The following is a 21,687-nucleotide window of genomic DNA, read 5'->3' as shown; positions in this document are numbered from 1 at the left end:
AGGCCACCGTTCGACGTTTCTCAGCGCGGATTCTCATGTTCCGATGTAACCTCGCGCCATGCCTGACAGCGATGCGCGGCTGGCGGCCGACCTGTCGTTGGCGGTCATGCGACTTGCGCGCCAACTGCGGTTTCGGAATCCGTCCTCCCCGGTGTCGCTCTCTCAACTGTCGGCGTTGACAACCCTGGCCAACGAGGGCGCTATGACGCCCGGCGCTTTGGCGATTCGCGAGCGCGTCCGGCCCCCGTCGATGACCAGGGTGATCGCCTCGCTGGCCGACGAGGGCTTCGTGGACCGGACCCCACACCCCGTCGACGGCCGGCAGGTCCTGGTGTCTGTCTCCGAGTCCGGAGCCGAATTGGTCAAAGCGGCCCGGCGTGCCCGCCAGGAGTGGCTGGCCGAGCAACTCGCGACCATGGACAGCGATAAGCGCGCCACCCTTCGCGAGGCGGCCGACTTGATGTTGGCGCTGGTCGACGAAAGCCCGTGAGCCCGGCCCTGGATGTCCAGGACGTCGATGATCCAGACGACCCGCGGCTCGACGATTTCCGCGACCTGAACAGCATCGACCGGCGCCCCGATCTGCCCACCGGCAAAGGGTTGGTGATCGCCGAGGGTGTGCTCGTCGTGCAGCGCATGCTGGCGTCGCGCTTCACCCCGCACGCCCTGCTCGGCACCGAGCGCAGGCTCGACGAGCTCGAAGACGACCTGGCCGGCGCCGGGGCACCGTTCTATCGAACCTCCGCCGATGTCATGGCCCAGGTGGTCGGCTTCCACCTCAACCGCGGGGTGCTGGCCGCCGCGCGTCGGGTGCCGGAGCCGACCGTCGCGCAGCTGGTCGAGGGCGCGCGAACCGTCGCCGTGCTCGAAGGCGTCAACGACCACGAGAACTTGGGCTCGATCTTCCGCAACGCGGCCGGGCTGGGCGTGGACGCGGTGGTGTTCGGCAGCGGCTGCGCCGATCCGCTCTACCGGCGCGCCGTTCGGGTTTCCATGGGGCATGCGCTGCTGGTGCCGTATGCGCGCTCCGCGAACTGGCCCGCGGATCTCGAGTTGCTGAAAGAGAGCGGATTTCGGCTGCTGGCGATGACTCCGGACGGTGGGGCGTGCGCGCTGGCCGAGGCGATGGAGGCCGCGCGCGACGACCGCGTCGCGGTGCTGGTGGGTGCTGAAGGGCCGGGCCTGACGCCGGCCACCCTGCGCTTGAGTGATGTGCGGGTACGTATCCCAATGTCGCGTGGCACGGACTCGCTCAACGTCGCGACCGCCGCGGCGTTGGCGTTCTACGAGCGGGTTAGGCTCGGCGAGTGAGCGACAAACTCGGCCAGCGCACCCAGTCTGTGCCCTGGGCAACGGGTTTGACGGTGGCGGGGTTTGTCGCCGCGGTGACCGGCGCCGCGATTGTGGTGCTCAGTCTCGGGCTGGTCCGGGTGCACCCACTGTTGGCCGTCGGGCTCAATGTGGTGGCTGCCGGCGGACTGGCGCCGACGTTGTGGGGATGGCGGCGCACGCCGGTTCTGCGTTGGTTTGTGCTGGGCGCGGGAGTGGGCGTGGCGATCGCGTGGGTGGTGGTGCTCGCCCTCACCCTGTCGTAGCTAGCGCTGTCCGCCCGAGCGCACCCCGAGCAGCACGTCCTCCCAGGCCGGAATGACCGGCTTGCCCCGGCGGCTGTGCACCGGCGGTTCCGGAGTTGGGGCGGGCGCCGCCTCGGCGGGCGCCGGCACCGCGGGCTCTTCGAACTCGACGTGGGCCACTCGGGCAAGCGGCCGCAGCGGACGCTCGAAGTTGGGGTCGATCAACTCACTGGCTCCGTCGTCGATCGCGGCGACCGTTCCGCCGTGCGCACCCGGAATGAAGCAGAAATGCGCCAGGTTGTCGGAGCGACCGACCTTCCACGCCAACTGCACCGTCCAACGGTTGTCTTCATTGCGCCAGGCATCCCAACTCAGTCCGCCGGGGTCCAGGCCGCGCGCGACCAGTGCGGTGCTCACGGTCTCCAGCAGGGTCATCACCGCGGGGCCATCGGCAAGCAGGGGATGCGCGGCCGTTGCCAGCTCGGCGGCGCGGTAGCGCTCCAGCAACACTGGGTGGGCGAACCGCCGGACCCGTGAGATGTCCGAGCCCGACGCCGCAGCGACCTGCTCGACGGAGGCGCCGGCCCGGATCTTGGCCTGAATCTCTTTGGGACTCAGCATGTTGGTGACTTCGATGTCGAGGTGCGGTTGCTCCGGCGGCGCCCCTTCTTTCCGCAGCAGGTCCCGCAGTCGATCGTCGGCCGGCAGCTTGAACTGCTCCGCAGGGTCATCGCCCTCGCAGACGATGTATTTGCTGTCGGCGTCGAGCCCAACCATTTTGAGTTCCCGCATGGCATCTCCTCGCAGGCTTTGTGCAGGTCAGCGACGACCCGTCACTGAGGCGCACTTTAGTCCAGCTAACGCCCACAACCTGTGCTGACACGCTGGGCGGTTTGCGCGACGTTAAAGCCGTTCGACGACCCAGTCGATGCACTGCGTCAGGGCGGTGATGTCATCGGGGTCGACCGCGGGGAACATCGCGACCCTCAACTGGTTGCGGCCGAGTTTGCGGTACGGCTCGGTGTCGACGATCCCGTTAGCCCGCAGAGCCTTGGCGACCGCCGCCGCGTCGACGTCGTCGACGAAATCAATCGTGCCCACCACCTGGGAGCGCAGCGCCGGGTCGGTGACGAACGGCGTGGTGTAGGGCCGCTCCTGCGCCCACGAGTACAACCGCTGCGACGAATCGGCCGTGCGCTTGACCGCCCAGTCCAGTCCGCCGTTGCCCAGCATCCAGTCGAGCTGTTCGGCCATCAGCACCAGCGTGCCGATCGCGGGTGTGTTGTACGTCTGGTCCTTGAGGCTGTTGTCGATCGCGATCGGCAGCGACAGGAAGTCGGGAACCCAGCGGCCGGACCCGGCGATGGCCTCGACTCGGGCCAGCGCGGCGGGGCTCATGACGGCCAGCCACAGGCCGCCATCGCTGGCGAAGTTCTTCTGCGGCGAAAAGTAATAGGCATCGGTGTCGCTGATGTCGACCGGGAGCCCGCCGGCGCCGGACGTCGCATCGATGACGACAAGCGCGTCGCCCGAGCCGGCCGGGCGCCGGATCGGGACCGCGACGCCGGTCGATGTCTCGTTCTGCGCCCACGCGATCACGTCGACCGACGGGTCGGTCTGCGGCTCGGGTGCGCTACCGGCGTCGGCCTTGACGATGATCGGATCCCCGACGAACGGGTTGTTGGCGACCGCCGAGGCGAACTTCGAGCTGAACTCGCCGTAGGTCAGGTGCAGCGAGCGCTTGTCGATCAGCCCGAACGCGGCCGCGTCCCAGAACGCGGTCGCGCCGCCATTGCCCAAGATGACCTCGTAGCCGTCCGGCACGGAGAACAGCTCCGACACCCCCTTGCGCACCCGGCCCACCAGGTTCTTGACCGGCGCCTGCCGGTGCGAGGTGCCGAACAGCGCGGCCGCGGTGGTGGTCAGCGCCTGTAGTTGTTCGGGTCGGACCTTGGAGGGGCCGCACCCGAAGCGGCCGTCACGGGGTTTGATGTCAGCGGGGATCTGGAGCTGGTCAGCCATGCTCCTCAGGGTAGTGAGCGGACCGGCGATGGTGATGGGGCGGCCCGTTTGTTCGGTGTCAGCGGTGGCTACCTAACGGGCGACGACGGGCCACCGAGTGTGAGCCAGGCCATACCAGGCCACTGACCACTGGTCAGGCAACAGTGTTCGGGAAGGCTCTAGTCAATTACCGGTACCTGCGGTACCGTTTAGACATACGACGTCCAAATGTAAACCTCGTTGGGGAGGGCTTGGCTATGGCTAGGACGCGAATGGTCCGGCGTTGGCGCGGCAAGATGGAAGTGCGCGACGACACCGAGTACGTGAAGATGCTTGCCACACTGTCTGAGGGGTCGGTGCGGCGTAACTTCAACCCGTACACCGACATCGATTGGGAATCAACGGAATTCGCCGTCACCGCGAATGACTCGCGGTGGATTCTGCCGGCGACCGACCCGTTGGGCCGCCACCCCTGGTATCAGGCTCAGTCCGAAGAGCGCAAGATCGCGATCGGTATGTGGCGCCAGGCCAACGTGGCCAAGGTGGGGCTGCACTTCGAGTCGATCCTGATCCGTGGCCTGATGAACTACACGTTCTGGGTGCCGAACGGATCCCCGGAATATCGGTACTGCTTGCATGAATCCGTCGAAGAGTGCAACCACACCATGATGTTCCAGGAGATGGTCAACCGCATCGGCGCCGACGTTCCGGGCATGCCGCGGATGCTCAAGTGGTTCTCGCCGTTGGTTCCGCTAGTGGCTGGGCCGCTGCCGGTGGCATTCTTCATCGGAGTACTCGCCGGCGAGGAACCGATCGATCACACCCAGAAAAACGTTCTGCGCGAAGGTAAGTCGCTGCACCCGATCATGGAACGGGTGATGGCTATCCACGTGGCCGAGGAAGCGCGGCACATCTCGTTCGCGCACGAGTTCCTGCGGAAGCGACTGCCGCAATTGACCAAGAGGCAGCGTTTCTGGACCGCACTGTACTTGCCGCTCACCATGAAGATGTTGTGCCGGGCAATTGTGGTGCCGCCCAAGGCTTTCTGGCGTGAGTTCGACATTCCTCGTGAGGTCAAGAAGGAACTGTTCTTCGGGTCGCCGGAATCGCGCAAGTGGCTCAGCGACATGTTCGGTGACGTCCGGATGCTGGCCTACGACACCGGCCTGATGGAAAACCGCTCCGCGCGGCTGATGTGGCGGATCTGCAAGATCAACGGCAAGCCGTCCCGTTACCGCAGCGAGCCGCAGCGGCAGCACCTGGCCGCTGTCCCGGCCGCGTAGTCACTGCGAGTTCCTCTATGCCGCACGTTATTACCCAGTCGTGCTGTAACGACGGGTCCTGCGTCTTCGCCTGTCCGGTGAACTGCATTCACCCGTCGCCGGATGAGCCGGGCTTCGCGACGACGGAGATGCTCTACATCGATCCGGTCGCCTGCGTGGACTGCGGCGCGTGCGTGAGCGCCTGTCCGGTTGGAGCGATCGCTCCCGACAACCGGCTGGAAACCAAACAGCTGCCGTTCGTCGAGATCAACGCCTCGTTCTACCCCGAGCGACCGGACGACGTGAAGCTGCCCCCGACGTCGAAGCTGGCCCCGGTGATCCCGGCCGCCGAGGTGCATGCCCGACGTCAACCGCTGACCGTCGCGATTGTCGGGTCGGGGCCGGCGGCGATGTATGCCGCCGATGAACTGCTCACCCAGCATGGTGTGCGGGTCAACGTCTTCGAGAAGCTGCCCACGCCTTACGGTTTGGTGCGCGCGGGGGTAGCGCCCGACCACCAGAACACGAAGAAGGTGACCCAGCTCTTCGACCGGGTCTCCCGTCATCGTCACTTCCGCTTCTATCTCAACGTCGAGGTCGGCAAGCACCTCAGCCATGCCGAGTTGCTGGCCCACCATCACGCCGTGCTGTACGCGGTCGGCGCGCCCGACGACCGCCGCCTGGACATCAACGGCATGGGCCTGCCGGGCACCGGGACCGCCACCGAGCTCGTCGCGTGGCTAAACGGCCATCCCGACTTCCACGATCTGCCCGTCGATCTCAGCCACGAACGCGTGGTGATCATCGGCAACGGCAACGTCGCCCTCGACGTCGCTCGCGTGCTCACGGCGAACCCGGAGAACCTGGCCCGCACCGACATATCCGATCGCGCACTCGAAGCATTCCGCAACTCCGCGGTCCGCGAGGTCGTCATCGCCGCCCGGCGCGGCCCGGCTCACTCGGCATTCACGCTGCCCGAATTGATCGGCCTGACAGGCGCATCCGACGTCGTTCTCGACGCCGATGACCACAATCTGGTGGCACGCGATCTCGCGAGCGCCTCGGACACGTTGACCCGGAACAAGCTGGAGATCCTGAGCAAGCTCGGCGACGCTTCGGTTCTGGGAAACCGCTCACGCGTCCGGCTGGCCTATCAGCTCACGCCCGCGCGCGTGCTGGGTGAACAACGTGCCGCCGGCGTGGAATTCTCGGTGACCGGCACCGACGAGATCCTCCGGATCGATGCCGGCCTGGTGCTGACGTCGATTGGCTACCGCGGCAAGCTGATTCGTGACCTTCCTTTCGACGAGTCGGCGTCCGTCGTCCCGAACGACGGCGGACGTGTCGTCGACCCGGGCTCCGGTGCGGCGGTACCCGGCGCGTACGTCGCGGGGTGGATCAAGCGCGGCCCGACCGGATTCATCGGCACCAACAAGTCGTGCTCAGTTCAAACGGTCCAGGCCCTGGTCGCCGATTACAACGCCGGCATGCTGACCGGCCCGGTGACCAAACCGGACGAGCTGGACAAACTGGTGCACGCACGCCAACCCGATGTCGTCGACTCCGCCGGATGGGCCGCCATTGATGCCGCCGAGATCGCCCGTGGCATCGATGACGGCCGGCCGCGCAACAAGTTCACCGATGTCGCCGACATGCTCGCGGCCGCGGCGACCGCACCACCGGCGCCGCCCCTGCGACGCCGGCTGCTGGCGCGGCTGCTCGGCTAGCTAGCCGGTTGCGCCCGACATCGCCGCTTGGAGTTCTTCGGGGCTGACCTCACGCACCGGCTGTCCCAACGACCAGTGGTGGCCGAACGGGTCGGCGACCACGCCGTAGCGGTCACCCCAGAATTGATCGTCCAGCGGAGTCACCACTGTGGCTCCCGCATCCAATGCCTGCTGGAATTTGGCGTCGACGTCGGTGACCGTCAGGTGGATGGTCACCGGAGTGCCGCCCAGTGCCTTCGGGGTCATCGACTTGCCGCCGCACACTTCCGGGAAATCGTCGTTGAGCATGACCAGGAACCCATTGATGCGCACCGCAGCGTGGACCAGTTTGCCGTCCGGACGGGGCACTCGCCCCAGCTCAACGGCTCCAAAAGCCTTGACGTAGAAGTCGATCGCCGCCGCGGCGTCGTCCACCACGAGGTGCGGGGACAGTGCGGGTTCGATGTTGATCGCCATTGTGGTCTCCTTGCTGTCGGTCTCGCGGCCGCCCCGGGCGGGGACAGGCTCACGGTTATTGACTGCGCCCGCGACACAAAATCATCGCGGCGAGACCCATTCAATCGCCGGGCACCGACAAGTGGCCCCCGAGCAAATCAGGCGTGAGCGAGAAGCCGATCCCAGCCCTCAACGGCCTCAGGGCTGCGCGGGGCCGGCCCCACGTAGATGGCCGACGGGCGCACCAGCTTGCCGAGCCGCTTCTGCTCGAGAATGTGGGCACACCAGCCCGCGGTGCGTCCACAGGTGAACATCGCCGGCATCATGTTGGCCGGTACCTCGGCAAAGTCCAGGATGACCGCGGCCCAGAACTCGACGTTGGTCTCGATGGCCCGATCCGGGCGGCGCTCCCGCAGCTCGGCCAGGGCGGCTTGCTCCAGTGCGACCGCGACCTCGTGGCGCGGCGCGCCCAGCCGCTCGGCGGTCGCCCGCAGTACTCGTGCCCGCGGGTCTTCCGCGCGGTAGACCCGGTGCCCGAATCCCATCAGCTTGTCGCCGCTGTCCAGGATTTTCTTGACCAGGGCACGCGCGTCGCCGGTGCGCTCGACCTCTTCGAGCATCGGTAGGACCCGCGCCGGGGCGCCACCGTGCAGCGGCCCGCTCATCGCCCCGATCGCTCCCGACAGCGCCGCTGCGACGTCGGCGCCGGTGGATGCGATCACCCGCGCGGTGAAGGTCGAGGCGTTCATGCCGTGCTCGGCGGCCGACACCCAGTAGGCATCGATGGCCTCGACGTGCTTAGGGTCGGGCTCGCCCTGCCAGCGGGTCATGAAACGCGCTGTGACCGTCTGGCATTCATCGATGACCCGTTGCGGAACGGCCGGTTGGTAGATGCCGCGTGCGGACTGTGCGACATAGGACAGCGCCATCACCGATGCCCGGGCCAGCTGGTCGCGGGCGGTGGCTTCGTCAGTGTCGAGCAGCGGCTTGTACCCCCAGATCGGCGCAAGCATCGCCAGGCCCGCCTGCACGTCCACGCGAACATCGCCGGTGTGGATCGGCAGCGGGAACGGCTCGGCGGGCGGCAGCCCGTGGCCGAATCTGCCGTCGACCAGGAGCCCCCAGACGTCACCGAAGGTGACCTCTTGATTCACCAGGTCTTGGATGTCGACACCGCGGTAGCGCAGCGCGCCGCCGTCTTTATCCGGCTCGGCGATCTCGGTGGTGAAGGCCACCACGCCTTCGAGGCCGGGGACAAAATTTTCCGGGACCACAGTCATAGGAAAATTCTTGCACCTCGCCTCCGGGCGGACGCTACCGGCCGGTAGCAACCGCCGGTAGCGTTGGCCCGATGGCAGGACCAGACCGCGTAACTGACACAGATCACCTGCAACGGATGCGCGCGGAGTACGGGTCAGCGGAGCGCGACGGTAGTCCCGACCTCGACGCTTCCTGGCTCGATGACGGTTGGCTTGCGTTGTTGCGAACGTGGATTGACGACGCCGAACGTTTCGGAGTTTCCGAGCCCAACGCGATGGTGCTGGCGACCGTCGCGGACGGCATGCCGGTGAGCCGTTCGGTGCTGTGCAAGAGCGTCGATGAGACCGGGATCACCTTTTTCACGAACTATGACTCGGCCAAAGGCATCGAGCTGGGACAGACGCCGTATGCGTCGGCGACCTTTCCCTGGTACCTGCTGGGGCGGCAAGTCCACATCCGGGGCGCGGTGACCAAGGTCGACCCGCAGGACACCGAGGACTACTGGTTCAAGCGACCGCGCGGCTCACAGCTGGGTGCGTGGGCGTCGCACCAGTCACAGCCGATCGCGTCCCGTGCGGCGCTGCTCGATCAGCTGTCCGAGGTGACCGCCCGCTTCGCCGATTCCGAGCACGTCCCGGTGCCGCCGGCTTGGGGCGGATACCTGATCACGCCCGAGGTGGTCGAATTCTGGCAGGGACGGGAAAACCGGCTGCACAACCGCATTCGGGTCGCCGGCGGTCGCGTCGAGCGTCTGCAGCCCTGATCACAATCGGCGCGTAGCTGTGAGGCCTAACACCGCAGGATAAGGCGGGGTTCACCAGCAAGAAAGCCGCGAGCTCAGCAGAGGAGACCCCGGGCAGGCGCGTCGTCGCGTTAACGACTACCTTCAGCTGTACGCACCTAGTCAGGGGCAGCCATACCAGCCAGAGCGCAAAGGGGTTCTCGTGGCCGACACCGACGACACCGCAACTCTGAAGTACCCAGGCGGTGAGATCGACCTAACGATCGTCAACGCCACCGAAGGAGCTGACGGTATTGCTCTCGGTCCCCTTTTGTCGAAGACCGGCTACACGACGTTCGACAACGGCTTCGTCAATACCTCCGCGTGCAAGAGCTCGATCACTTACATCGATGGCGACGCGGGAATCCTGCGCTACCGCGGTTACCCGATCGATCAGCTCGCCGAGAAGTCGACCTTCATCGAGGTCTCCTATTTGCTGATTTATGGCGAGCTGCCCACCGCCGACCAGCTGGCCGACTTCACCAAGCGGATCCAGCTGCACACGATGCTGCATGAGGACCTGAAGCGATTCTTCGACGGCTTTCCGCGCAACGCGCACCCGATGCCGGTGCTCTCCAGCGCCGTCAACGCGCTGTCCGCGTACTACCCCGATTCGCTGGACCCGATGGACAACGCAGACGTCGAGCTCTCGACGATCCGGTTGCTGGCGAAGCTGCCGACGATCGCCGCCTACGCCTACAAGAAGTCCGTCGGCCAGCCGTTCCTCTACCCGGACAACTCGCTGTCGCTGGTGGAGAACTTCCTCCGCATGACGTTCGGGCTACCCGCCGAGCCCTACCACGCCGACCCCGAGGTGGTGCGGGCGCTGGACATGCTGCTCATCCTGCACGCCGACCACGAGCAGAACTGCTCGACGTCGACGGTTCGACTGGTGGGCTCGTCGCAGGCCAACCTGTTCACCTCGATCTCCGGTGGCATCAACGCGCTGTGGGGGCCGCTGCACGGCGGCGCCAACCAGGCCGTGCTCGAGATGCTCGACCAGATCCGCGAAAGCGGCGATGACGTCAGCGAGTTCGTCCGCAAGGTGAAGAACCGCGAAGAGGGCGTCAAGCTGATGGGCTTCGGGCACCGGGTCTACAAGAACTACGACCCGCGCGCCCGGATCGTCAAGGAGCAGGCCGACAAGATCCTGGCGAAGCTCGGCGGCGATCCGCTACTGGACATCGCCAAGCAGCTCGAAGAGGCCGCGCTGACCGACGACTACTTCATCGAGCGCAAGCTGTACCCGAACGTCGACTTCTACACCGGGCTGATCTACCGGGCGCTCGGCTTCCCGGTCCGGATGTTCACGGTGTTGTTCGCACTGGGCCGGCTGCCCGGATGGATCGCGCACTGGCGTGAGATGCACGACGAGGGCGACAGCAAGATCGGCCGTCCGCGCCAGATCTACACCGGCTACACCGAACGCGACTACGCCTCGATCGACGGACGGTAGCCAGCCCTAGCCGGAGGCCAGCACCGCCATCGCGGCGTTGTGGCCCCCGATGCCGGACACGGCACCGCCGCGGCGAGCACCCGAGCCGCACAACATGATTCGTGCGTGGGCAGTGGCCACGCCCCATTGACGGGCCGGGCTGTCGAGCGCCTCGTCGTCGTCCGCGAACGGCCAGGACAGCGCGCCGTGGAAGATGTTGCCTGCCGTCATCCCCAGGGTGCGCTGCAAGTCCAGCGTGGTCGTCGTCTCGATGCATGGCCGGCCCTGCGCGTCGCTCATCAGCACGTCCTGAATCGGTTCGGCCAGAACGGAATTCAGCGATGCAAGCACCGCCTCGGTCAGCTGGTCGCGGGAGACGGGGGAGTCGCCCTCAAGCAACGAGTGAGGGGTGTGCAAGCCGAACACCGTCATGGTCTGCGCGCCCGAGTTGCGCAGCCCGGCGGACAGGATGCTGGGATCGGTCAGCGAATGGCAGTACGCCTCGCACGGCAACGGATCCGGTAGCTTCCCGGCGGCGGCTTGTGTGTAGGCCGAATCCAGTTGGCTCCACATCTCGTTGACATGGAACGTGCCGGCGAACGCTTGTTCGGGGGCAACGCTGTTGTCGCGCAACCGCGGCAGACGCCGCAGCACCATGTTCACCTTCACTTGCGCGCCCGGGGCCAGCGGTGCCGGCGGGTCGCCGAGCAGTTCGGCCAATACCGCCGGTGTGACGCCGGCCAGGACGAAGCGTGCGTGAACCCGGTGCTCTTCGCCGTCGTGGCGGTAGCGTACCTGGCCGTCCGGTTCCACGCTGTAAACCTCTGCGCCAGTGGTTATTTCGGCGCCGTGACGGACCGCGGTGGCGGCCAGGGCCGCGGTCACCGACCCCATCCCGCCGATCGGGACGTCCCAATCCCCGCCGAGCACGTGATACAGGAAGCAGATGTTCTGCCGCAGCAACGGGTCGTCGAGACGGGCGAAGGTGCCGATCAGCGCGTCGGTGGCGATTACGCCGCGAACCAGGTCGTCGCGCACCGCGTCGGCGATCGCGTGCCCGATCGGTTCATCGACGATCGCCTGCCAGGTGGCGGCGGCCTCGGGATCGCCGGCGTCCAGGACGTGGCGGCGCGCCTGTTCGCGGGTGCGCAGCGGTTCCAGCAGGGTCGGCCAGAGCCGGTCGCTCACCAGGCGGCAGCGCCGGTAGAACTCGGCGAAACCGGGCTCATCGTCGGCGGCGCCGACCGCGCGGAACGAATCGTGCCCATCGTGCGTGCCGATCAGCAGCCCGCGGCGCCCACCCGTCGCCGGTTGGGGCGTGTACGACGAGAACTGCCGCCGGGCCAACCGCAGGTCGGCGCCCAAGTCCTCGACGATGCGGGACGGCAGCAAGCTGACCAGGTATGAGTACCGCGACACCCGGACCTCGACTCCGTCGAAGGCCTGCGCCGAAACCGCGGCTCCACCGATGTGCCCCAGCCGCTCGAGTAACCGAACCCGAAGGCCGGCCCGGGCCAGATAGCCCGCTGCCACCAGGCCGTTGTGGCCCGCGCCGACGACGACGACGTCACAATCGGGCGCGTCATCGAGGGGCATTGTTAGCCCAGGTAGCCCTCGACCTGATCGCCGGGACGCACCGCGGCCTCGCGCGGGTCACCACCGGTTTCGCGCAGCGCCCGCCGCTGACGCAGCAGGTCCCAGCACTGGTCGAGTTCGACCTCGACCCGGCGCAGCCGTTCGTGTTCCTCGGACTCGCTGATATCGCGGTGCTGCAACTGTGCCCGCAGGTCTTTCTCCTCGGCAACCAGGTTGCGAATGTGCGCCAGGGTTTCGCTGTCGGTCGGTCTACTGCCCATCGCTCTAGTGTGCCCGACGCAAGCGGTGTCGCGGGGCCGAGTCGGTAGGCTGCATATCGCCCCCGGGACGGACATCGTCCCGGCAAGCGCATCAGGAGGGGGCAGTCGTGGGTCTACGGGCGAGTTTCGGCCAAGCGGCCGACTCGCGGAGGGGTCCGATCTCCTATCAGCGGTCGTTGGGCTTGCCCTGGCTGCTCGGTTTGGTAGTTATTCCGCTGTTGATAGCTGTAATCGGCCATGGCGCGTTCGGGCAGTCCCGCACTACCGGTGCGCCGGCGGCGGCCGCGGCATCGGGCAAGCCCGGTAAGCCGCCGCTGTCCCTGGCGCCGCTTTCAATTGTCCGCGACGGCAACGACATAACCCTCACCGGCGACTTTCCCGACGATTCGGCCAAATCCGTACTGACGAAGGTGCTGAAGAACTCATTGCCCGCCGGTGTCAACATCGTCGATCAGATCCGGATCAACCCGAATGTCGACGCGCTCGATTTCTCAAACGCCGGATCGATTTTCAAGAACAGCGCGTCGATTACCGACTTCAATCTCACGGTCAACGGCGACACGATCACCCTGACCGGAACTGCCGCATCCCAAGATCAGAAGAACACGATCGAGCGGGAGGCCGCGCACACCTGGTCGAATCTGACTGTCGTCGACCAACTTGCGGTTGACGGCTCGGCTCCACCGGTGGCGCCCGCGTCGAAATCGCGGTCGGCTGAGGAGGATCCAGCATGGACTTCGTGATCCAGTGGTTGTGGTACCTGCTGGCATTCGTGGCGGGATCGGGAGTTGCCTGGGTGATCGCCGCGCTGATGGGTGCGCGCCGATGAACCACGTGCACTGGTGGCTGTTCGGCTTGTCGTTCGCGCTGGGGTTGGTGTTGACGCTGGCGCTCTTGGCCCGCCCTGTCAAACGCCAAGTGCCGCTGGAAGTATCGGCCGACGGCACTGTGATACCCGACCCGCCGACGACGAGGGTGGCGACCGACCCGCCGACGACGAAGATCCCCACGGATATCGAGTCGCGGACAACAACGATTCCGATCGCGAAAAGCGTTGGGGAGTCGCCGACGAGGAAAATTCCGGTGCCGCCGCCCGCGCCGTATGGGCCCGGCTCCGCGCGGGCCAACCCGGACGGCCGCGGCCCGGCGGGATGGTTGGTCAAGGCGAGTACGGATACCCGGCTTTACTACACCCCGGACAATGCCGTCTACGACGCAACGGTTGCCCAGGTGTGGTTTAAGGACGAGCAGTCCGCGTTGCGGTCCGGCTTCACGCCGTGGCTCAACAATTCACGGACGTGAGGGTCGGGCGCTAACTGGGGGCGGGGATGCGCAGCAGGAGCCGGGCGCCGCCCAGCGGGCTGTCTTCCAATGAAGCTGTCCCGCCGTGCAAATGGGCCTGCTGGGCGACCAGCGCCAGCCCCAGGCCAGACCCCGAATGCGAAGCCGTCGACCCGCGGGAGAACCGTTCGAATACCAGCTGCCGCTCGCCTTCGGGCAGCCCACAGCCGTTGTCGTCGACCGCGATGTCCACTCCGGCGCGCGAACTGACGGCCGACAACTGGACCCGAGTGGCGCCGCCATGTTTGACGGCGTTGGCAATCGCGTTGTCGACCGCAAGGCGCAACCCCGCCGGCAGACCGATGATGATGCAGGTGGGCGACGGCACCAGGGATACGTCGAGGTCCGGGTAGACCCGGGTCGCGTCATGAGCGGCGCGGTCCAGGAGGTCGGTGATGTCGACCGGCACGTGATCGTCCGAGGTGGACAGTTCGCCCTGCGCCAACCGCTCCAGCGCGGTCAGGGTCGCCTCGATCCGGGACTGGGTGCGGATGACGTCGCTGATCACCTCTTTGCGCTGGTCATCCGGAAGATCGAGGGTCGACAGCACCTCGAGGTTGGTTCGCATCGCGGTCAGTGGAGTGCGCAGTTCGTGGGAGGACACGGCAGCGAAATCGCGTGCCGACGAGAGTGCCTCCTTGGTTCGGTTCTGCTCGTCCCAAATTCGTTGCAGCATGCCGCGCATGGCCTCGGCGATCTCGACGGCCTCGGTCGCGCCGTGCACTTCGACCCGTGGCGCCTCGTCGCCCGCGTCGATCGATCGGGTTTGCTGCGCAAGCTGTTTGAACGGGCGTACCGCGAAGGAGGCCAGCAGCCACGCGAACACCGTCGACGCGAAGATGGCGAACCCGCAGATCAGCAGCACCCTACGGTGCAGGTTGTTGGTCTCGGCGAGGGTGGCGTCGTACGTCGCGCCGACGGCCAGGGAGGTCGGCGCTGGTCCCGGAATCTCCACCGTGCGCACCCGATAGCGCACGCCGTCGACGTAGGTGTCGGCATAGTCGACGTCGAGCCTGGGCAATGTGACGTCGGAATTCGACTTGACCAGGCTGCCGCGCCGGATCGTCATGATCGCATCACGGTCGTTGGGCGAGCGTGGGATTTCGTCCAGGCCGCGCGGCAGGAACGGGATCGCGAAGCCCGCGGCCTCGTCGAGGCGGCGGTCCAGCCGTTCCTTGCGGTCGTTGGTGATCCCGACCCAGACGACGGCACCGACGATGAGCACCGGAATCGCGGCGCCGATGGCTGTTGCGAGCACCACCCGGGTCCGCAGCGAGGGCGTTCGGGCCAAGATCCGCGACAGGAATTTCATTTGCTGTTGCTGACTACCGCATCGTTACTGCATTCGCAGGACGAACCCGACTCCGCGGACGGTGTGCAGCAACCTGGGGCCGCCGTTGGCCTCGAGCTTGCGGCGCAGGTATCCGATGAACACATCGACGACGTTCGTGTCGGCGGCGAAGTCGTATCCCCAGACCAGCTCCAAGAGCTGGGCACGGGACAGCACGGCGGTCTTGTGCTCGGCCAGCACCGCGAGCAGGTCGAACTCACGCTTGGTCAGGTCAACGTCGACGCCGTTGACCCGGGCCCGCCGGCCGGGGATGTCCACTTCCAGCGGGCCCACCGTGATGGTTTCCGAGGAGGACGAGGCGGTGGAGCCGCGGCGGCGCAGCAGCGCCTTGACGCGTGCGACCAGTTCGGCCAGCACGAACGGCTTGACGAGGTAGTCATCGGCGCCGGCCTCGAGACCCGCCACCCGGTCGTCGACTGAGCTGCGCGCGCTCAGCACGCAAACCGGGACGTCGTTGTCCATGGCGCGTAGTGCGGTGACGACACTGACGCCGTCCAGCACGGGCATGTTGATATCGAGCACGATCGCGTCCGGCCGAGTCTCGGTCGCGCTGCGCAGGGCCTCGGCCCCGTCCACCGCGGTTGCCACTTCGAATCCGGACAGGCGCAGGCCGCGTTCCAGTGAGGCGAGCACATCGGAGTCGTCATCAACGACCAAGACGCGCGGGGCGGTGGCACCAGTGTCCATGTCGCCCATTGTGCCTGTTTGTTATCCCGTGCGGGTCGTTGGGGAGTGGCCAGGTGGCTAAATGGTTACGCTTTCGAGTCTCAGCCGCGACTGGCTACCGATAACGCCATGCCCTGATCGAATCCAGGTGGCAGACCGAGACATTCGGGGTCTTGGCACGCGTTGATGTTTCGGGCCTTCGATTTCGTTGTCACTGGGCGCATCCGGGCTCAGCGGTTCCGCAGGCCGCTCAACTGCAGCGCCAGCTGCCGTCGCACTGCGGGAACCTGCGCGGCGAGCCGCATTCCCGAGTTACGGATCGGGCGTAACGGGCGCGGCAGCGTCGAGATCCGGGTCAGCCGGCCGGTCAGTCGTAGTACCTGCTCGGCCTTGCGCCGCTGAACGGTGCAGTAGCGGTCCAACGCCGCATCAGATCCGCCTTGCAGCACTTCCGCGAGTGCGGCCGCCAGTGAAATCCCGTCGGTGATACCGAGATTCATTCCCTGGCCGCCGGCGGGGCTGTGCACGTGGGCGGCATCGCCGGCGAGCAGCAAACGGCCGGCCCGGTAGTTGTCGGCAACACGATGGTGGATGCGGAACCGAGTTCCCCACAGTAGCTCGGTGACCACCGTCCGACCCGGTCCGAAGCCCCGGGTGTCCAACAGTGACTGAACGAACTCTTGCGACGGCTCCTGGGGGGCCGCAGCAGTCGGCGCGACGATGCGAAAGATGTTGTCCGGCAGCGGAGCCAGCACATTCAGTCCCTCGTTGGCGTAGAACAGGATGACCTCATCACGAGGTGCCTGCCCGGAGACCCGGACGTCGGCAAGCGCAAAGGATTCGGTGAATTCGCCCCCGGAAAACCCGATTCCGACTTGATCTCGAACCGTGCTGTGCATTCCGTCGGCCCCGACGATGTAGCCGGCCCGAATGCTTTCGCCATCCTCGAAAGTGGCCGTCGCCCCGTCGGCATCTTGGGTGACGCTGCGCAAGACCTTGGGCCGGATCACCTCACCGCCGAGTTCGTGCAGCCGCTCCAGCAGCAGCCGCTCCGTGTCGGCCTGCGAGAGCATCAGTGTGTACGGATGTTCGGTCGGCAGCTCGCTGAAGTCGATCGGAATCAAAACGCGCGGGCCATGCCGGATGGTGAAGCGCGGCGCGATCAGCCCGGCTTTGACCATTCGCCGTGCCACGTCGAGGTCTTCGAGCACCTCGAGCGTGCGGGCGTTGACCGCGGCGGCGCGGGAGGTGTTCGTGCCCTGGGTCAGCTTGTCGGTCACTACCGTCCGGATGCCGCGGGCGACCAGCGACGCGGCAAGCGTGAGGCCGGTCGGTCCGGCGCCTACGACCAGGACATCGGTGTCTTTCATGGTTTCGGCTCCTCTCGCAGAAGCTTCTGGGGAACTAGTCAACGCTTGTTGGCATAACACCATACTGGCGCGCGGCGTTCCCAATGTCAACACCTGTTGGCCTACAGTTGTTGACATGAGGCGATCCTCGGAGCAGACCAAGGCGGTGATCCTGGCCGCGGCCCGGGAGCGATTCGGGACGGCCGGCTTCCACGCGACCACGATCCGGGGGATCGCCGCCGATGCCGAAGTGGATCCGGCGATGGTGATGCGGTACTACGGCAGCAAGGACAAGCTGTTCGCGGCCGCGGCGGAGTTCGACCTGCGGTTCCCGGATTTCGCGACGATGGACCGCGCGCAGGTGGGACGGTCGCTGGTCCGGCACTTTCTCGAGCGCTGGGAGGACGACGCGTTGGTGATTCTGCTGCGGTCCAGCGCCACCAACGGCGAAGCCGCGCAACGGATGCAGGAGATCTTTCAGGCCCAAATACAGCCGCTGGCCGCATCTTTGGTATCCGACGAGGAATCCGGTGCCCGGGCTGGGCTGGTTGCCACCCAAATTCTAGGAATGGCATTGTGCCGCTTCGTTTTACGGCTTCCGCCTATCGTCGAGATGTCTCGCGACGAAGTCGTCGATTGGCTGGGCCCGACGATCCAGCGCTATCTCGGGCTACCCGAGGGCTGACGGGCCAAGTGTCTCAAGGTAACCCGATGCCGCGGTAGCGGTGCAGCCGCTCGGTGATGCGCTCGGGGCCCGGGATGTCGCGCAGTGCGTGTACCTCCGCGGCAATGGCGCCCGACAGCCGCTGGGAGAACTCGATCGGCTCGTCGGCGGCGTCGGGATGCTCGGGCACGATGGCGTCGACGATCCCGGAGCGCAGCAGGTCGGCCGACCGAATACCTTGGGCCGCAGCAAGTTCGGGAGCATGCTCGGTGTCGCGGAAGACGATCGCGCTGGCGCCCTCAGGGGGCAGCGGCGCCAGCCAGCCGTGCAGCGCGGCCAGCACCCGGTCGGCGGGCACCATCGCCAGCGCCGGCCCGCCGCTGCCCTGGCCCAGCAGCACCGACACCGTCGGGGTGTCCAGCGTCACCAGCTCGGCCACGCATTGGGCGATCTGGCCGGCCAACCCGCCCTGCTCTGCCTCGGCCGACAGCGCGGGGCCTGCGGTGTCGATCACCAACACCAGAGGTAGCCGCAGTTCAGCGGCCAGCGCCATGCCGCGACGGGCTTCCCGCAACGAGGCGGGCCCCACGAGCCCGCCGGTGAGGCGCTGCTGGCCGAGGACCACTGCGGGCTGGCCGGCGAATCGAGCCAGCGCCAACAGGGTGGTCGCGGCCTCCCCGCTGCCGGTACCGGACAACAGCACCCGGTCGGTGGCGCCGTGTCGCAGCAGATGGCCGACACCCGGCCGGTCCGGCCGTCGCGATGCGACCACCGAATCCCAGGCCGGCACATCGGGTATCGACTCGGCGGGCTGCGGGGCGGGCAGCGGCTCGGGCGGGTCGGCGATGACCGTCAGCGCGCGATCCACCGTCCGGCGCAGTTCGTCAAGGGCGACGACGCCGTCGATAACCCCATGCCGCTGCAGGTTTTCCGCGGTCTGGATCCCGGGCGGGAACGGTTCGCCGTAGAGCTGCTCGTACACCCGCGGTCCGAGGAACCCGATCAGCGCGCCGGGCTCGGCGACGGTGATGTGACCGAGCGAGCCCCACGACGCGAAAACCCCGCCGGTGGTGGGGTTCCGCAGGTAGACGAGGTAGGGCAGGTGCGCCCCCTTGTGCAGTCTGACGGCCGCCGCGATCTTCACCATCTGCAGAAACGCGACGGTGCCCTCTTGCATGCGGGTGCCGCCGGAGCTCGGCGAGGCCAGCAGCGGGAGTCGCTCGGCCGTGGCGCGCTGCACGGCGGCGGTGATGCGTTCGGCCGCCGCCACCCCGATCGAGCCACCGAGGAAGCTGAACTCGCACACCACGACCGCCACCCGGCGTCCGGATATTCGCCCTTCGCCGGTGAGCACCGCTTCATCCAGGCCGGTGGCGGCCCGGGCGTCGGCGAGCTCTCGCGCGTAGGCCTCGCTAATCGGTATCGCCAGCGGTTCGCTGTCCCAGCTGACGAAGGAGCCTTCGTCCAGCACCGCATTCTGCAGTTGGTCGGTCGTGATGCGACTCACGCGTCGAGGCTATATAGGCTGGCGCCCATGATCGGTATCACGCAGGTCGAAGCCGTTATGACCATCGAGTTGCAGCGTCCCGAGCGCCGCAACGCCCTGAACTCGCAGCTGGTCGAGGAGCTGCGCGAGGCCGTGCTGAAGGCCGGTGACGGGTCCACCCGCGCGATCGTGCTGACCGGCCAGGGCACAGTGTTCTGCGCCGGTGCGGACCTGAGCGGTGACGCGTTCGCCGCCGACTACCCGGATCGGCTGATCGAACTGCACAAGGCCCTGGATGCGGTGCCTATCCCGGTGATCGGCGCCATCAACGGTCCGGCCATCGGTGCGGGCCTGCAGCTGGCCATGCAGTGCGATCTGCGGGTCGTCGCCCCGGATGCGTTCTTCCAGTTTCCGACTTCCAAATATGGTCTTGCCCTTGATAACTGGAGCATTCGACGGCTGGCGTCGCTGGTCGGACACGGCCGGGCCCGGGCGATGCTGCTGGCCGCGGAGAAGTTGACCGCCGAGACGGCGCTGCAGACCGGAATGGCCAACCGGATCGGGACGCTTCAAGACGCCCAGGCCTGGGGTGCGGAAATCGCCGGGCTGGCGCCGCTGGCGATCCAGCACGCGAAGCGGGTACTCAACGACGACGGTTCTATCGAGGAGGCCTGGCCAGTGCACAAGGAACTTTTCGACAAGGCCTGGGGCAGCCAGGACGTTGTCGAAGCGCAAGTCGCCCGGGTAGAGAAGCGGCCACCGAGGTTCCAGGGGGCCTGACGGTAATGGTGCCCGCCGCGCTGCGCCTGGCCGCCGGCACAGTCACGCTCGCCGCCGGCGGGTGGATGTTGCGCGCGCTGCACGGGGCGCCGGCTGCGCTCGGCGCCGACCCGTCGTCGATCCGGGCGGTGACGCAGCACTCGCCCAATTTTCAAGACGGCGTATTCCTAAACCTCGACCCCGCCTCGAATGCCAACCTGGACCGCGAGCAACTCGCGCTGATCGCATGGGAGTTCATGGGCGGACGCGGCCGGAGCCGGCCGCCGGCATCGATCCCGCTGGGTGCGCCGGGGACCTTCGACGCCGAGCCCGGCCGATTGGCGGTCAGCTGGCTCGGCCACTCCACGGCTCTGCTGGAGATCGACGGTTACCGGGTGCTCACCGATCCGGTGTGGAGTCATCGCTGTTCGCCGTCTGACGTGATCGGCCCGGAGCGCCTGCATCCGCCCCCGGTGGAGCTCGAAGCGCTGCCTGCCGTCGACGCCGTGGTGATCAGCCACGACCACTACGACCATCTGGACATCGACACCGTCGTCGCGCTGGCCCGCACGCAGCGAGCGCCGTTCTTCGTGCCGCTCGGCGTGGGTGCTCACCTGCGCACATGGGGCATCCCCGGGCATCGAATCGTCGAACTCGACTGGAATGAAACCGGCCACGTCGACCAACTGACCCTGATCTGCCTGCCGGCACGGCATTTTTCGGGGCGCTTCCTGGACCGCAACACCACGCTGTGGGCATCGTGGGGAATCGTCGGTCCCAGCCATCGCGCCTACTTCGGCGGCGACACGGGGTACACGAACAGCTTCGGGCAGATCGGCTCAGAGCACGGACCGTTCGACCTGACCCTGTTGCCCATCGGCGCCTACAACCCGGGCTGGCCCGACATTCACATGAACCCAGAGGAGGCGGTCCAAGCTCACCTGGATCTCACCGCCACCGGGTCGGGGCTGCTGGTGCCGATCCATTGGGGCACCTTCCGGCTGGCGCCGCACCCATGGGCCGAGCCGGTCGAACGAATGCTCGCGGCGGCGGATGCCGCCGAAGTGACGGTGACGGTTCCCGCGCCCGGTCAACGCATCGACCCTTCCGGGCCATTGCGATTCAACCCGTGGTGGCGGTTGTAGGACCGGATTCGGTCAGCGCACAACGTAGTTCGGAGTAAGCGCCGGCGAGATCGTCCAGTGTGAATCCTCTGTTGAGTCCGCTTGGATTGGGCAGCACCCATGCCGTGGTGTCGGCAAACCCGGGGGCATATCGACCCCAGGCGATTTTCGATCCGCCGGTCATCGCCGCCAGGGCACGTTTTCCCAGGAAGCCGACGGCTCGCGGCGCGTAGCGTCGGATCTTCGCCTCGAACTCGGGTCGGGCGCGCCGGAACTCTTCCGCCGAGACATCGCTGGCCCGTCGAGTCGGTCGACTGACGACCGCGGTGATTCCGCAACCGTAGTCGAGTATTCGGCGCTCCTCTTCGGGCCGCAACCGCGTGTCGGTGAATCCGGCTAGATGCAATACGGACCAAAAACGGTTGCTGCGGTTCGAGAAGTTATGGCCGTCGGCGGCAGCAGTCGTTGCCGGGTTCATGCCGCAGAAGACGATGTCGAGACCTGGGGCGAGGATGTCCGATTCATACTGGCCCATGTCGGTCCATCGTATGCTCGCCGTTGCGTGGGCTTGATCGACATGGCTGCCGAGAACCTCCCCAGCCGCGTTCGGGGCTAA

At 66.9% G+C, this 21,687-nt stretch carries 23 protein-coding genes and 1 pseudogene; 13 read left to right on the top strand and 11 right to left on the bottom strand.

Annotated features, from left to right (window positions below; genetic code table 11):
- Positions 1-58 precede the first annotated feature (58 nt).
- Genes ACZY0B_RS17270 through ACZY0B_RS17260 form a run of 3 tightly spaced genes read left to right on the top strand, consistent with a single transcriptional unit; the run spans position 59 to position 1,595 of the window.
- Positions 59-490 carry an Rv0880 family HTH-type transcriptional regulator gene (locus ACZY0B_RS17270; RefSeq protein WP_370496663.1) on the top strand — a complete coding sequence of 144 codons (432 nt, stop codon included), beginning with the start codon at positions 59-61 and terminating at the stop codon, positions 488-490.
- Positions 487-1,311: a TrmH family RNA methyltransferase gene (locus ACZY0B_RS17265; protein ID WP_463765363.1), complete on the top strand. Its 825-nt coding sequence runs from the start codon at positions 487-489 to the stop codon at positions 1,309-1,311. The genes ACZY0B_RS17270 and ACZY0B_RS17265 overlap by 4 nt, the downstream gene beginning before the upstream one ends.
- Positions 1,308-1,595, top strand: coding sequence for a DUF2537 domain-containing protein (locus ACZY0B_RS17260; RefSeq protein ID WP_463765362.1), 288 nt, complete (start codon positions 1,308-1,310; stop codon positions 1,593-1,595). Before ACZY0B_RS17265 ends, ACZY0B_RS17260 begins: the two co-directional genes overlap by 4 nt.
- Here ACZY0B_RS17260 and sepH read toward each other — a convergent pair whose 3' ends face one another.
- Both sepH and serC read right to left on the bottom strand, forming a co-directional pair.
- Positions 1,596-2,366, bottom strand: coding sequence for a septation protein SepH (gene sepH / locus ACZY0B_RS17255; RefSeq protein ID WP_463765361.1), 771 nt, complete (start codon positions 2,364-2,366; stop codon positions 1,596-1,598).
- Between the two features lie 111 nt (positions 2,367-2,477).
- On the bottom strand, positions 2,478-3,596 hold the full coding sequence (gene serC, locus ACZY0B_RS17250) for a phosphoserine transaminase (RefSeq protein ID WP_463765360.1): 1,119 nt from the start codon (positions 3,594-3,596) through the stop codon (positions 2,478-2,480).
- Positions 3,597-3,832: 236 nt separating this feature from the next.
- Here serC and ACZY0B_RS17245 point away from each other — a divergent pair, with 236 nt between their 5' ends.
- Both ACZY0B_RS17245 and ACZY0B_RS17240 read left to right on the top strand, forming a co-directional pair.
- Positions 3,833-4,858, top strand: coding sequence for an AurF N-oxygenase family protein (locus tag ACZY0B_RS17245; RefSeq protein ID WP_463765359.1), 1,026 nt, complete (start codon positions 3,833-3,835; stop codon positions 4,856-4,858).
- A 17-nt stretch (positions 4,859-4,875) separates the two neighbouring features.
- Positions 4,876-6,564: an FAD-dependent oxidoreductase gene (locus ACZY0B_RS17240; RefSeq protein ID WP_463765358.1), complete on the top strand. Its 1,689-nt coding sequence runs from the start codon at positions 4,876-4,878 to the stop codon at positions 6,562-6,564.
- Here the strand turns inward: ACZY0B_RS17240 and ACZY0B_RS17235 are convergent, their stop codons facing one another.
- Both ACZY0B_RS17235 and ACZY0B_RS17230 read right to left on the bottom strand, forming a co-directional pair.
- The gene (locus ACZY0B_RS17235) at positions 6,565-7,020 is read right to left on the bottom strand and encodes a VOC family protein (protein ID WP_463765357.1); all 456 of its coding nucleotides are present in this window, start codon (positions 7,018-7,020) and stop codon (positions 6,565-6,567) included. It abuts the gene before it with no gap.
- Between the two features lie 137 nt (positions 7,021-7,157).
- Positions 7,158-8,279 carry a citrate synthase 2 gene (locus ACZY0B_RS17230; protein ID WP_463765356.1) on the bottom strand — a complete coding sequence of 374 codons (1,122 nt, stop codon included), beginning with the start codon at positions 8,277-8,279 and terminating at the stop codon, positions 7,158-7,160.
- 116 nt (positions 8,280-8,395) lie between these two features.
- Between ACZY0B_RS17230 and pdxH the strand changes: the two genes are divergently transcribed.
- Both pdxH and ACZY0B_RS17220 read left to right on the top strand, forming a co-directional pair.
- Positions 8,396-9,022, top strand: a complete 627-nt coding sequence (pdxH, locus tag ACZY0B_RS17225) for a pyridoxamine 5'-phosphate oxidase (RefSeq protein WP_463765417.1) — start codon at positions 8,396-8,398, stop codon at positions 9,020-9,022.
- Between the two features lie 181 nt (positions 9,023-9,203).
- Positions 9,204-10,496, top strand: coding sequence for a citrate synthase (locus tag ACZY0B_RS17220; protein ID WP_463765355.1), 1,293 nt, complete (start codon positions 9,204-9,206; stop codon positions 10,494-10,496).
- A gap of 6 nt (positions 10,497-10,502) precedes the next feature.
- Here the strand turns inward: ACZY0B_RS17220 and ACZY0B_RS17215 are convergent, their stop codons facing one another.
- Both ACZY0B_RS17215 and ACZY0B_RS17210 read right to left on the bottom strand, forming a co-directional pair.
- On the bottom strand, positions 10,503-12,071 hold the full coding sequence (locus ACZY0B_RS17215) for a phytoene desaturase family protein (RefSeq protein WP_463765354.1): 1,569 nt from the start codon (positions 12,069-12,071) through the stop codon (positions 10,503-10,505).
- 2 nt (positions 12,072-12,073) lie between these two features.
- Positions 12,074-12,331: a DUF2630 family protein gene (locus ACZY0B_RS17210; protein WP_463765352.1), complete on the bottom strand. Its 258-nt coding sequence runs from the start codon at positions 12,329-12,331 to the stop codon at positions 12,074-12,076.
- A gap of 107 nt (positions 12,332-12,438) precedes the next feature.
- On the opposite strand from ACZY0B_RS17210, the gene arfA reads away from it, so the two are divergent.
- The 3 genes and pseudogenes from arfA (at position 12,439) to arfC (ending at position 13,633) form a co-directional block, all read left to right on the top strand.
- Positions 12,439-13,074: a channel-forming protein ArfA/OmpATb gene (gene arfA, locus ACZY0B_RS17205; RefSeq protein WP_463765351.1), complete on the top strand. Its 636-nt coding sequence runs from the start codon at positions 12,439-12,441 to the stop codon at positions 13,072-13,074.
- A pseudogene (arfB, locus tag ACZY0B_RS17200) lies at positions 13,062-13,142 on the top strand (channel accessory protein ArfB); the annotation flags it as partial. The gene arfA and the pseudogene arfB, both read left to right, overlap by 13 nt.
- 14 nt (positions 13,143-13,156) lie before the next feature.
- A complete protein-coding gene (arfC, locus tag ACZY0B_RS17195; RefSeq protein ID WP_463765350.1) occupies positions 13,157-13,633 on the top strand; it encodes a channel accessory protein ArfC, sunset domain variant in 477 nt (158 codons plus the stop codon).
- A 10-nt stretch (positions 13,634-13,643) separates the two neighbouring features.
- On the opposite strand, the gene ACZY0B_RS17190 is transcribed toward arfC, so the two are convergent.
- From ACZY0B_RS17190 to ACZY0B_RS17180, 3 genes are all read right to left on the bottom strand, one after another.
- The gene (locus tag ACZY0B_RS17190) at positions 13,644-14,984 is read right to left on the bottom strand and encodes a sensor histidine kinase (RefSeq protein ID WP_463765349.1); all 1,341 of its coding nucleotides are present in this window, start codon (positions 14,982-14,984) and stop codon (positions 13,644-13,646) included.
- Between the two features lie 24 nt (positions 14,985-15,008).
- Positions 15,009-15,719, bottom strand: a complete 711-nt coding sequence (gene prrA, locus ACZY0B_RS17185) for a two-component system response regulator PrrA (protein ID WP_463765348.1) — start codon at positions 15,717-15,719, stop codon at positions 15,009-15,011.
- Between the two features lie 200 nt (positions 15,720-15,919).
- On the bottom strand, positions 15,920-17,059 hold the full coding sequence (locus tag ACZY0B_RS17180; RefSeq protein WP_463765347.1) for an FAD-dependent monooxygenase: 1,140 nt from the start codon (positions 17,057-17,059) through the stop codon (positions 15,920-15,922).
- Positions 17,060-17,174: 115 nt separating this feature from the next.
- Between ACZY0B_RS17180 and ACZY0B_RS17175 the strand changes: the two genes are divergently transcribed.
- On the top strand, positions 17,175-17,723 hold the full coding sequence (locus tag ACZY0B_RS17175; protein WP_463765346.1) for a TetR/AcrR family transcriptional regulator: 549 nt from the start codon (positions 17,175-17,177) through the stop codon (positions 17,721-17,723).
- A gap of 13 nt (positions 17,724-17,736) precedes the next feature.
- On the opposite strand, the gene ACZY0B_RS17170 is transcribed toward ACZY0B_RS17175, so the two are convergent.
- Positions 17,737-19,209, bottom strand: a complete 1,473-nt coding sequence (locus ACZY0B_RS17170) for a carboxyl transferase domain-containing protein (protein ID WP_463765345.1) — start codon at positions 19,207-19,209, stop codon at positions 17,737-17,739.
- A gap of 27 nt (positions 19,210-19,236) precedes the next feature.
- Between ACZY0B_RS17170 and ACZY0B_RS17165 the strand changes: the two genes are divergently transcribed.
- Together ACZY0B_RS17165 and ACZY0B_RS17160 are read left to right on the top strand one after the other, a co-directional pair.
- Positions 19,237-19,968, top strand: a complete 732-nt coding sequence (locus ACZY0B_RS17165; RefSeq protein ID WP_463765344.1) for an enoyl-CoA hydratase — start codon at positions 19,237-19,239, stop codon at positions 19,966-19,968.
- Between the two features lie 5 nt (positions 19,969-19,973).
- The gene (locus tag ACZY0B_RS17160) at positions 19,974-21,092 is read left to right on the top strand and encodes an MBL fold metallo-hydrolase (protein ID WP_463765343.1); all 1,119 of its coding nucleotides are present in this window, start codon (positions 19,974-19,976) and stop codon (positions 21,090-21,092) included.
- Here the strand turns inward: ACZY0B_RS17160 and mug are convergent.
- Positions 21,070-21,606: a G/U mismatch-specific DNA glycosylase gene (gene mug / locus ACZY0B_RS17155; protein ID WP_463765342.1), complete on the bottom strand. Its 537-nt coding sequence runs from the start codon at positions 21,604-21,606 to the stop codon at positions 21,070-21,072. The two genes, ACZY0B_RS17160 and mug, sit on opposite strands and share 23 nt — an antisense overlap.
- Positions 21,607-21,687: the final 81 nt, after the last annotated feature.

The organism is Mycobacterium sp. IDUB_19, from assembly GCF_055419445.1.
Note: the sequence above shows the minus strand (reverse complement) of the source record. Positions and strands in the feature narration are given on the sequence as shown.

Coding starts and splice junctions, on each gene's coding strand:
- ACZY0B_RS17245 (WP_463765359.1), top strand. CDS start 3,833: ATGGCTAGGACGCGAATGGTCCGGCGTTGGCGCGGCAAGATGGAAGTG.
- ACZY0B_RS17190 (WP_463765349.1), bottom strand. CDS start 14,984: ATGAAATTCCTGTCGCGGATCTTGGCCCGAACGCCCTCGCTGCGGACC.
- ACZY0B_RS17160 (WP_463765343.1), top strand. CDS start 19,974: ATGGTGCCCGCCGCGCTGCGCCTGGCCGCCGGCACAGTCACGCTCGCC.
- arfC (WP_463765350.1), top strand. CDS start 13,157: ATGAACCACGTGCACTGGTGGCTGTTCGGCTTGTCGTTCGCGCTGGGG.
- ACZY0B_RS17165 (WP_463765344.1), top strand. CDS start 19,237: ATGATCGGTATCACGCAGGTCGAAGCCGTTATGACCATCGAGTTGCAG.
- sepH (WP_463765361.1), bottom strand. CDS start 2,366: ATGCGGGAACTCAAAATGGTTGGGCTCGACGCCGACAGCAAATACATC.
- ACZY0B_RS17270 (WP_370496663.1), top strand. CDS start 59: ATGCCTGACAGCGATGCGCGGCTGGCGGCCGACCTGTCGTTGGCGGTC.
- pdxH (WP_463765417.1), top strand. CDS start 8,396: ATGCGCGCGGAGTACGGGTCAGCGGAGCGCGACGGTAGTCCCGACCTC.
- ACZY0B_RS17230 (WP_463765356.1), bottom strand. CDS start 8,279: ATGACTGTGGTCCCGGAAAATTTTGTCCCCGGCCTCGAAGGCGTGGTG.
- ACZY0B_RS17215 (WP_463765354.1), bottom strand. CDS start 12,071: ATGCCCCTCGATGACGCGCCCGATTGTGACGTCGTCGTCGTCGGCGCG.
- ACZY0B_RS17235 (WP_463765357.1), bottom strand. CDS start 7,020: ATGGCGATCAACATCGAACCCGCACTGTCCCCGCACCTCGTGGTGGAC.
- serC (WP_463765360.1), bottom strand. CDS start 3,596: ATGGCTGACCAGCTCCAGATCCCCGCTGACATCAAACCCCGTGACGGC.
- ACZY0B_RS17180 (WP_463765347.1), bottom strand. CDS start 17,059: ATGAAAGACACCGATGTCCTGGTCGTAGGCGCCGGACCGACCGGCCTC.
- ACZY0B_RS17175 (WP_463765346.1), top strand. CDS start 17,175: ATGAGGCGATCCTCGGAGCAGACCAAGGCGGTGATCCTGGCCGCGGCC.
- ACZY0B_RS17240 (WP_463765358.1), top strand. CDS start 4,876: ATGCCGCACGTTATTACCCAGTCGTGCTGTAACGACGGGTCCTGCGTC.
- prrA (WP_463765348.1), bottom strand. CDS start 15,719: ATGGGCGACATGGACACTGGTGCCACCGCCCCGCGCGTCTTGGTCGTT.
- mug (WP_463765342.1), bottom strand. CDS start 21,606: ATGGGCCAGTATGAATCGGACATCCTCGCCCCAGGTCTCGACATCGTC.
- ACZY0B_RS17210 (WP_463765352.1), bottom strand. CDS start 12,331: ATGGGCAGTAGACCGACCGACAGCGAAACCCTGGCGCACATTCGCAAC.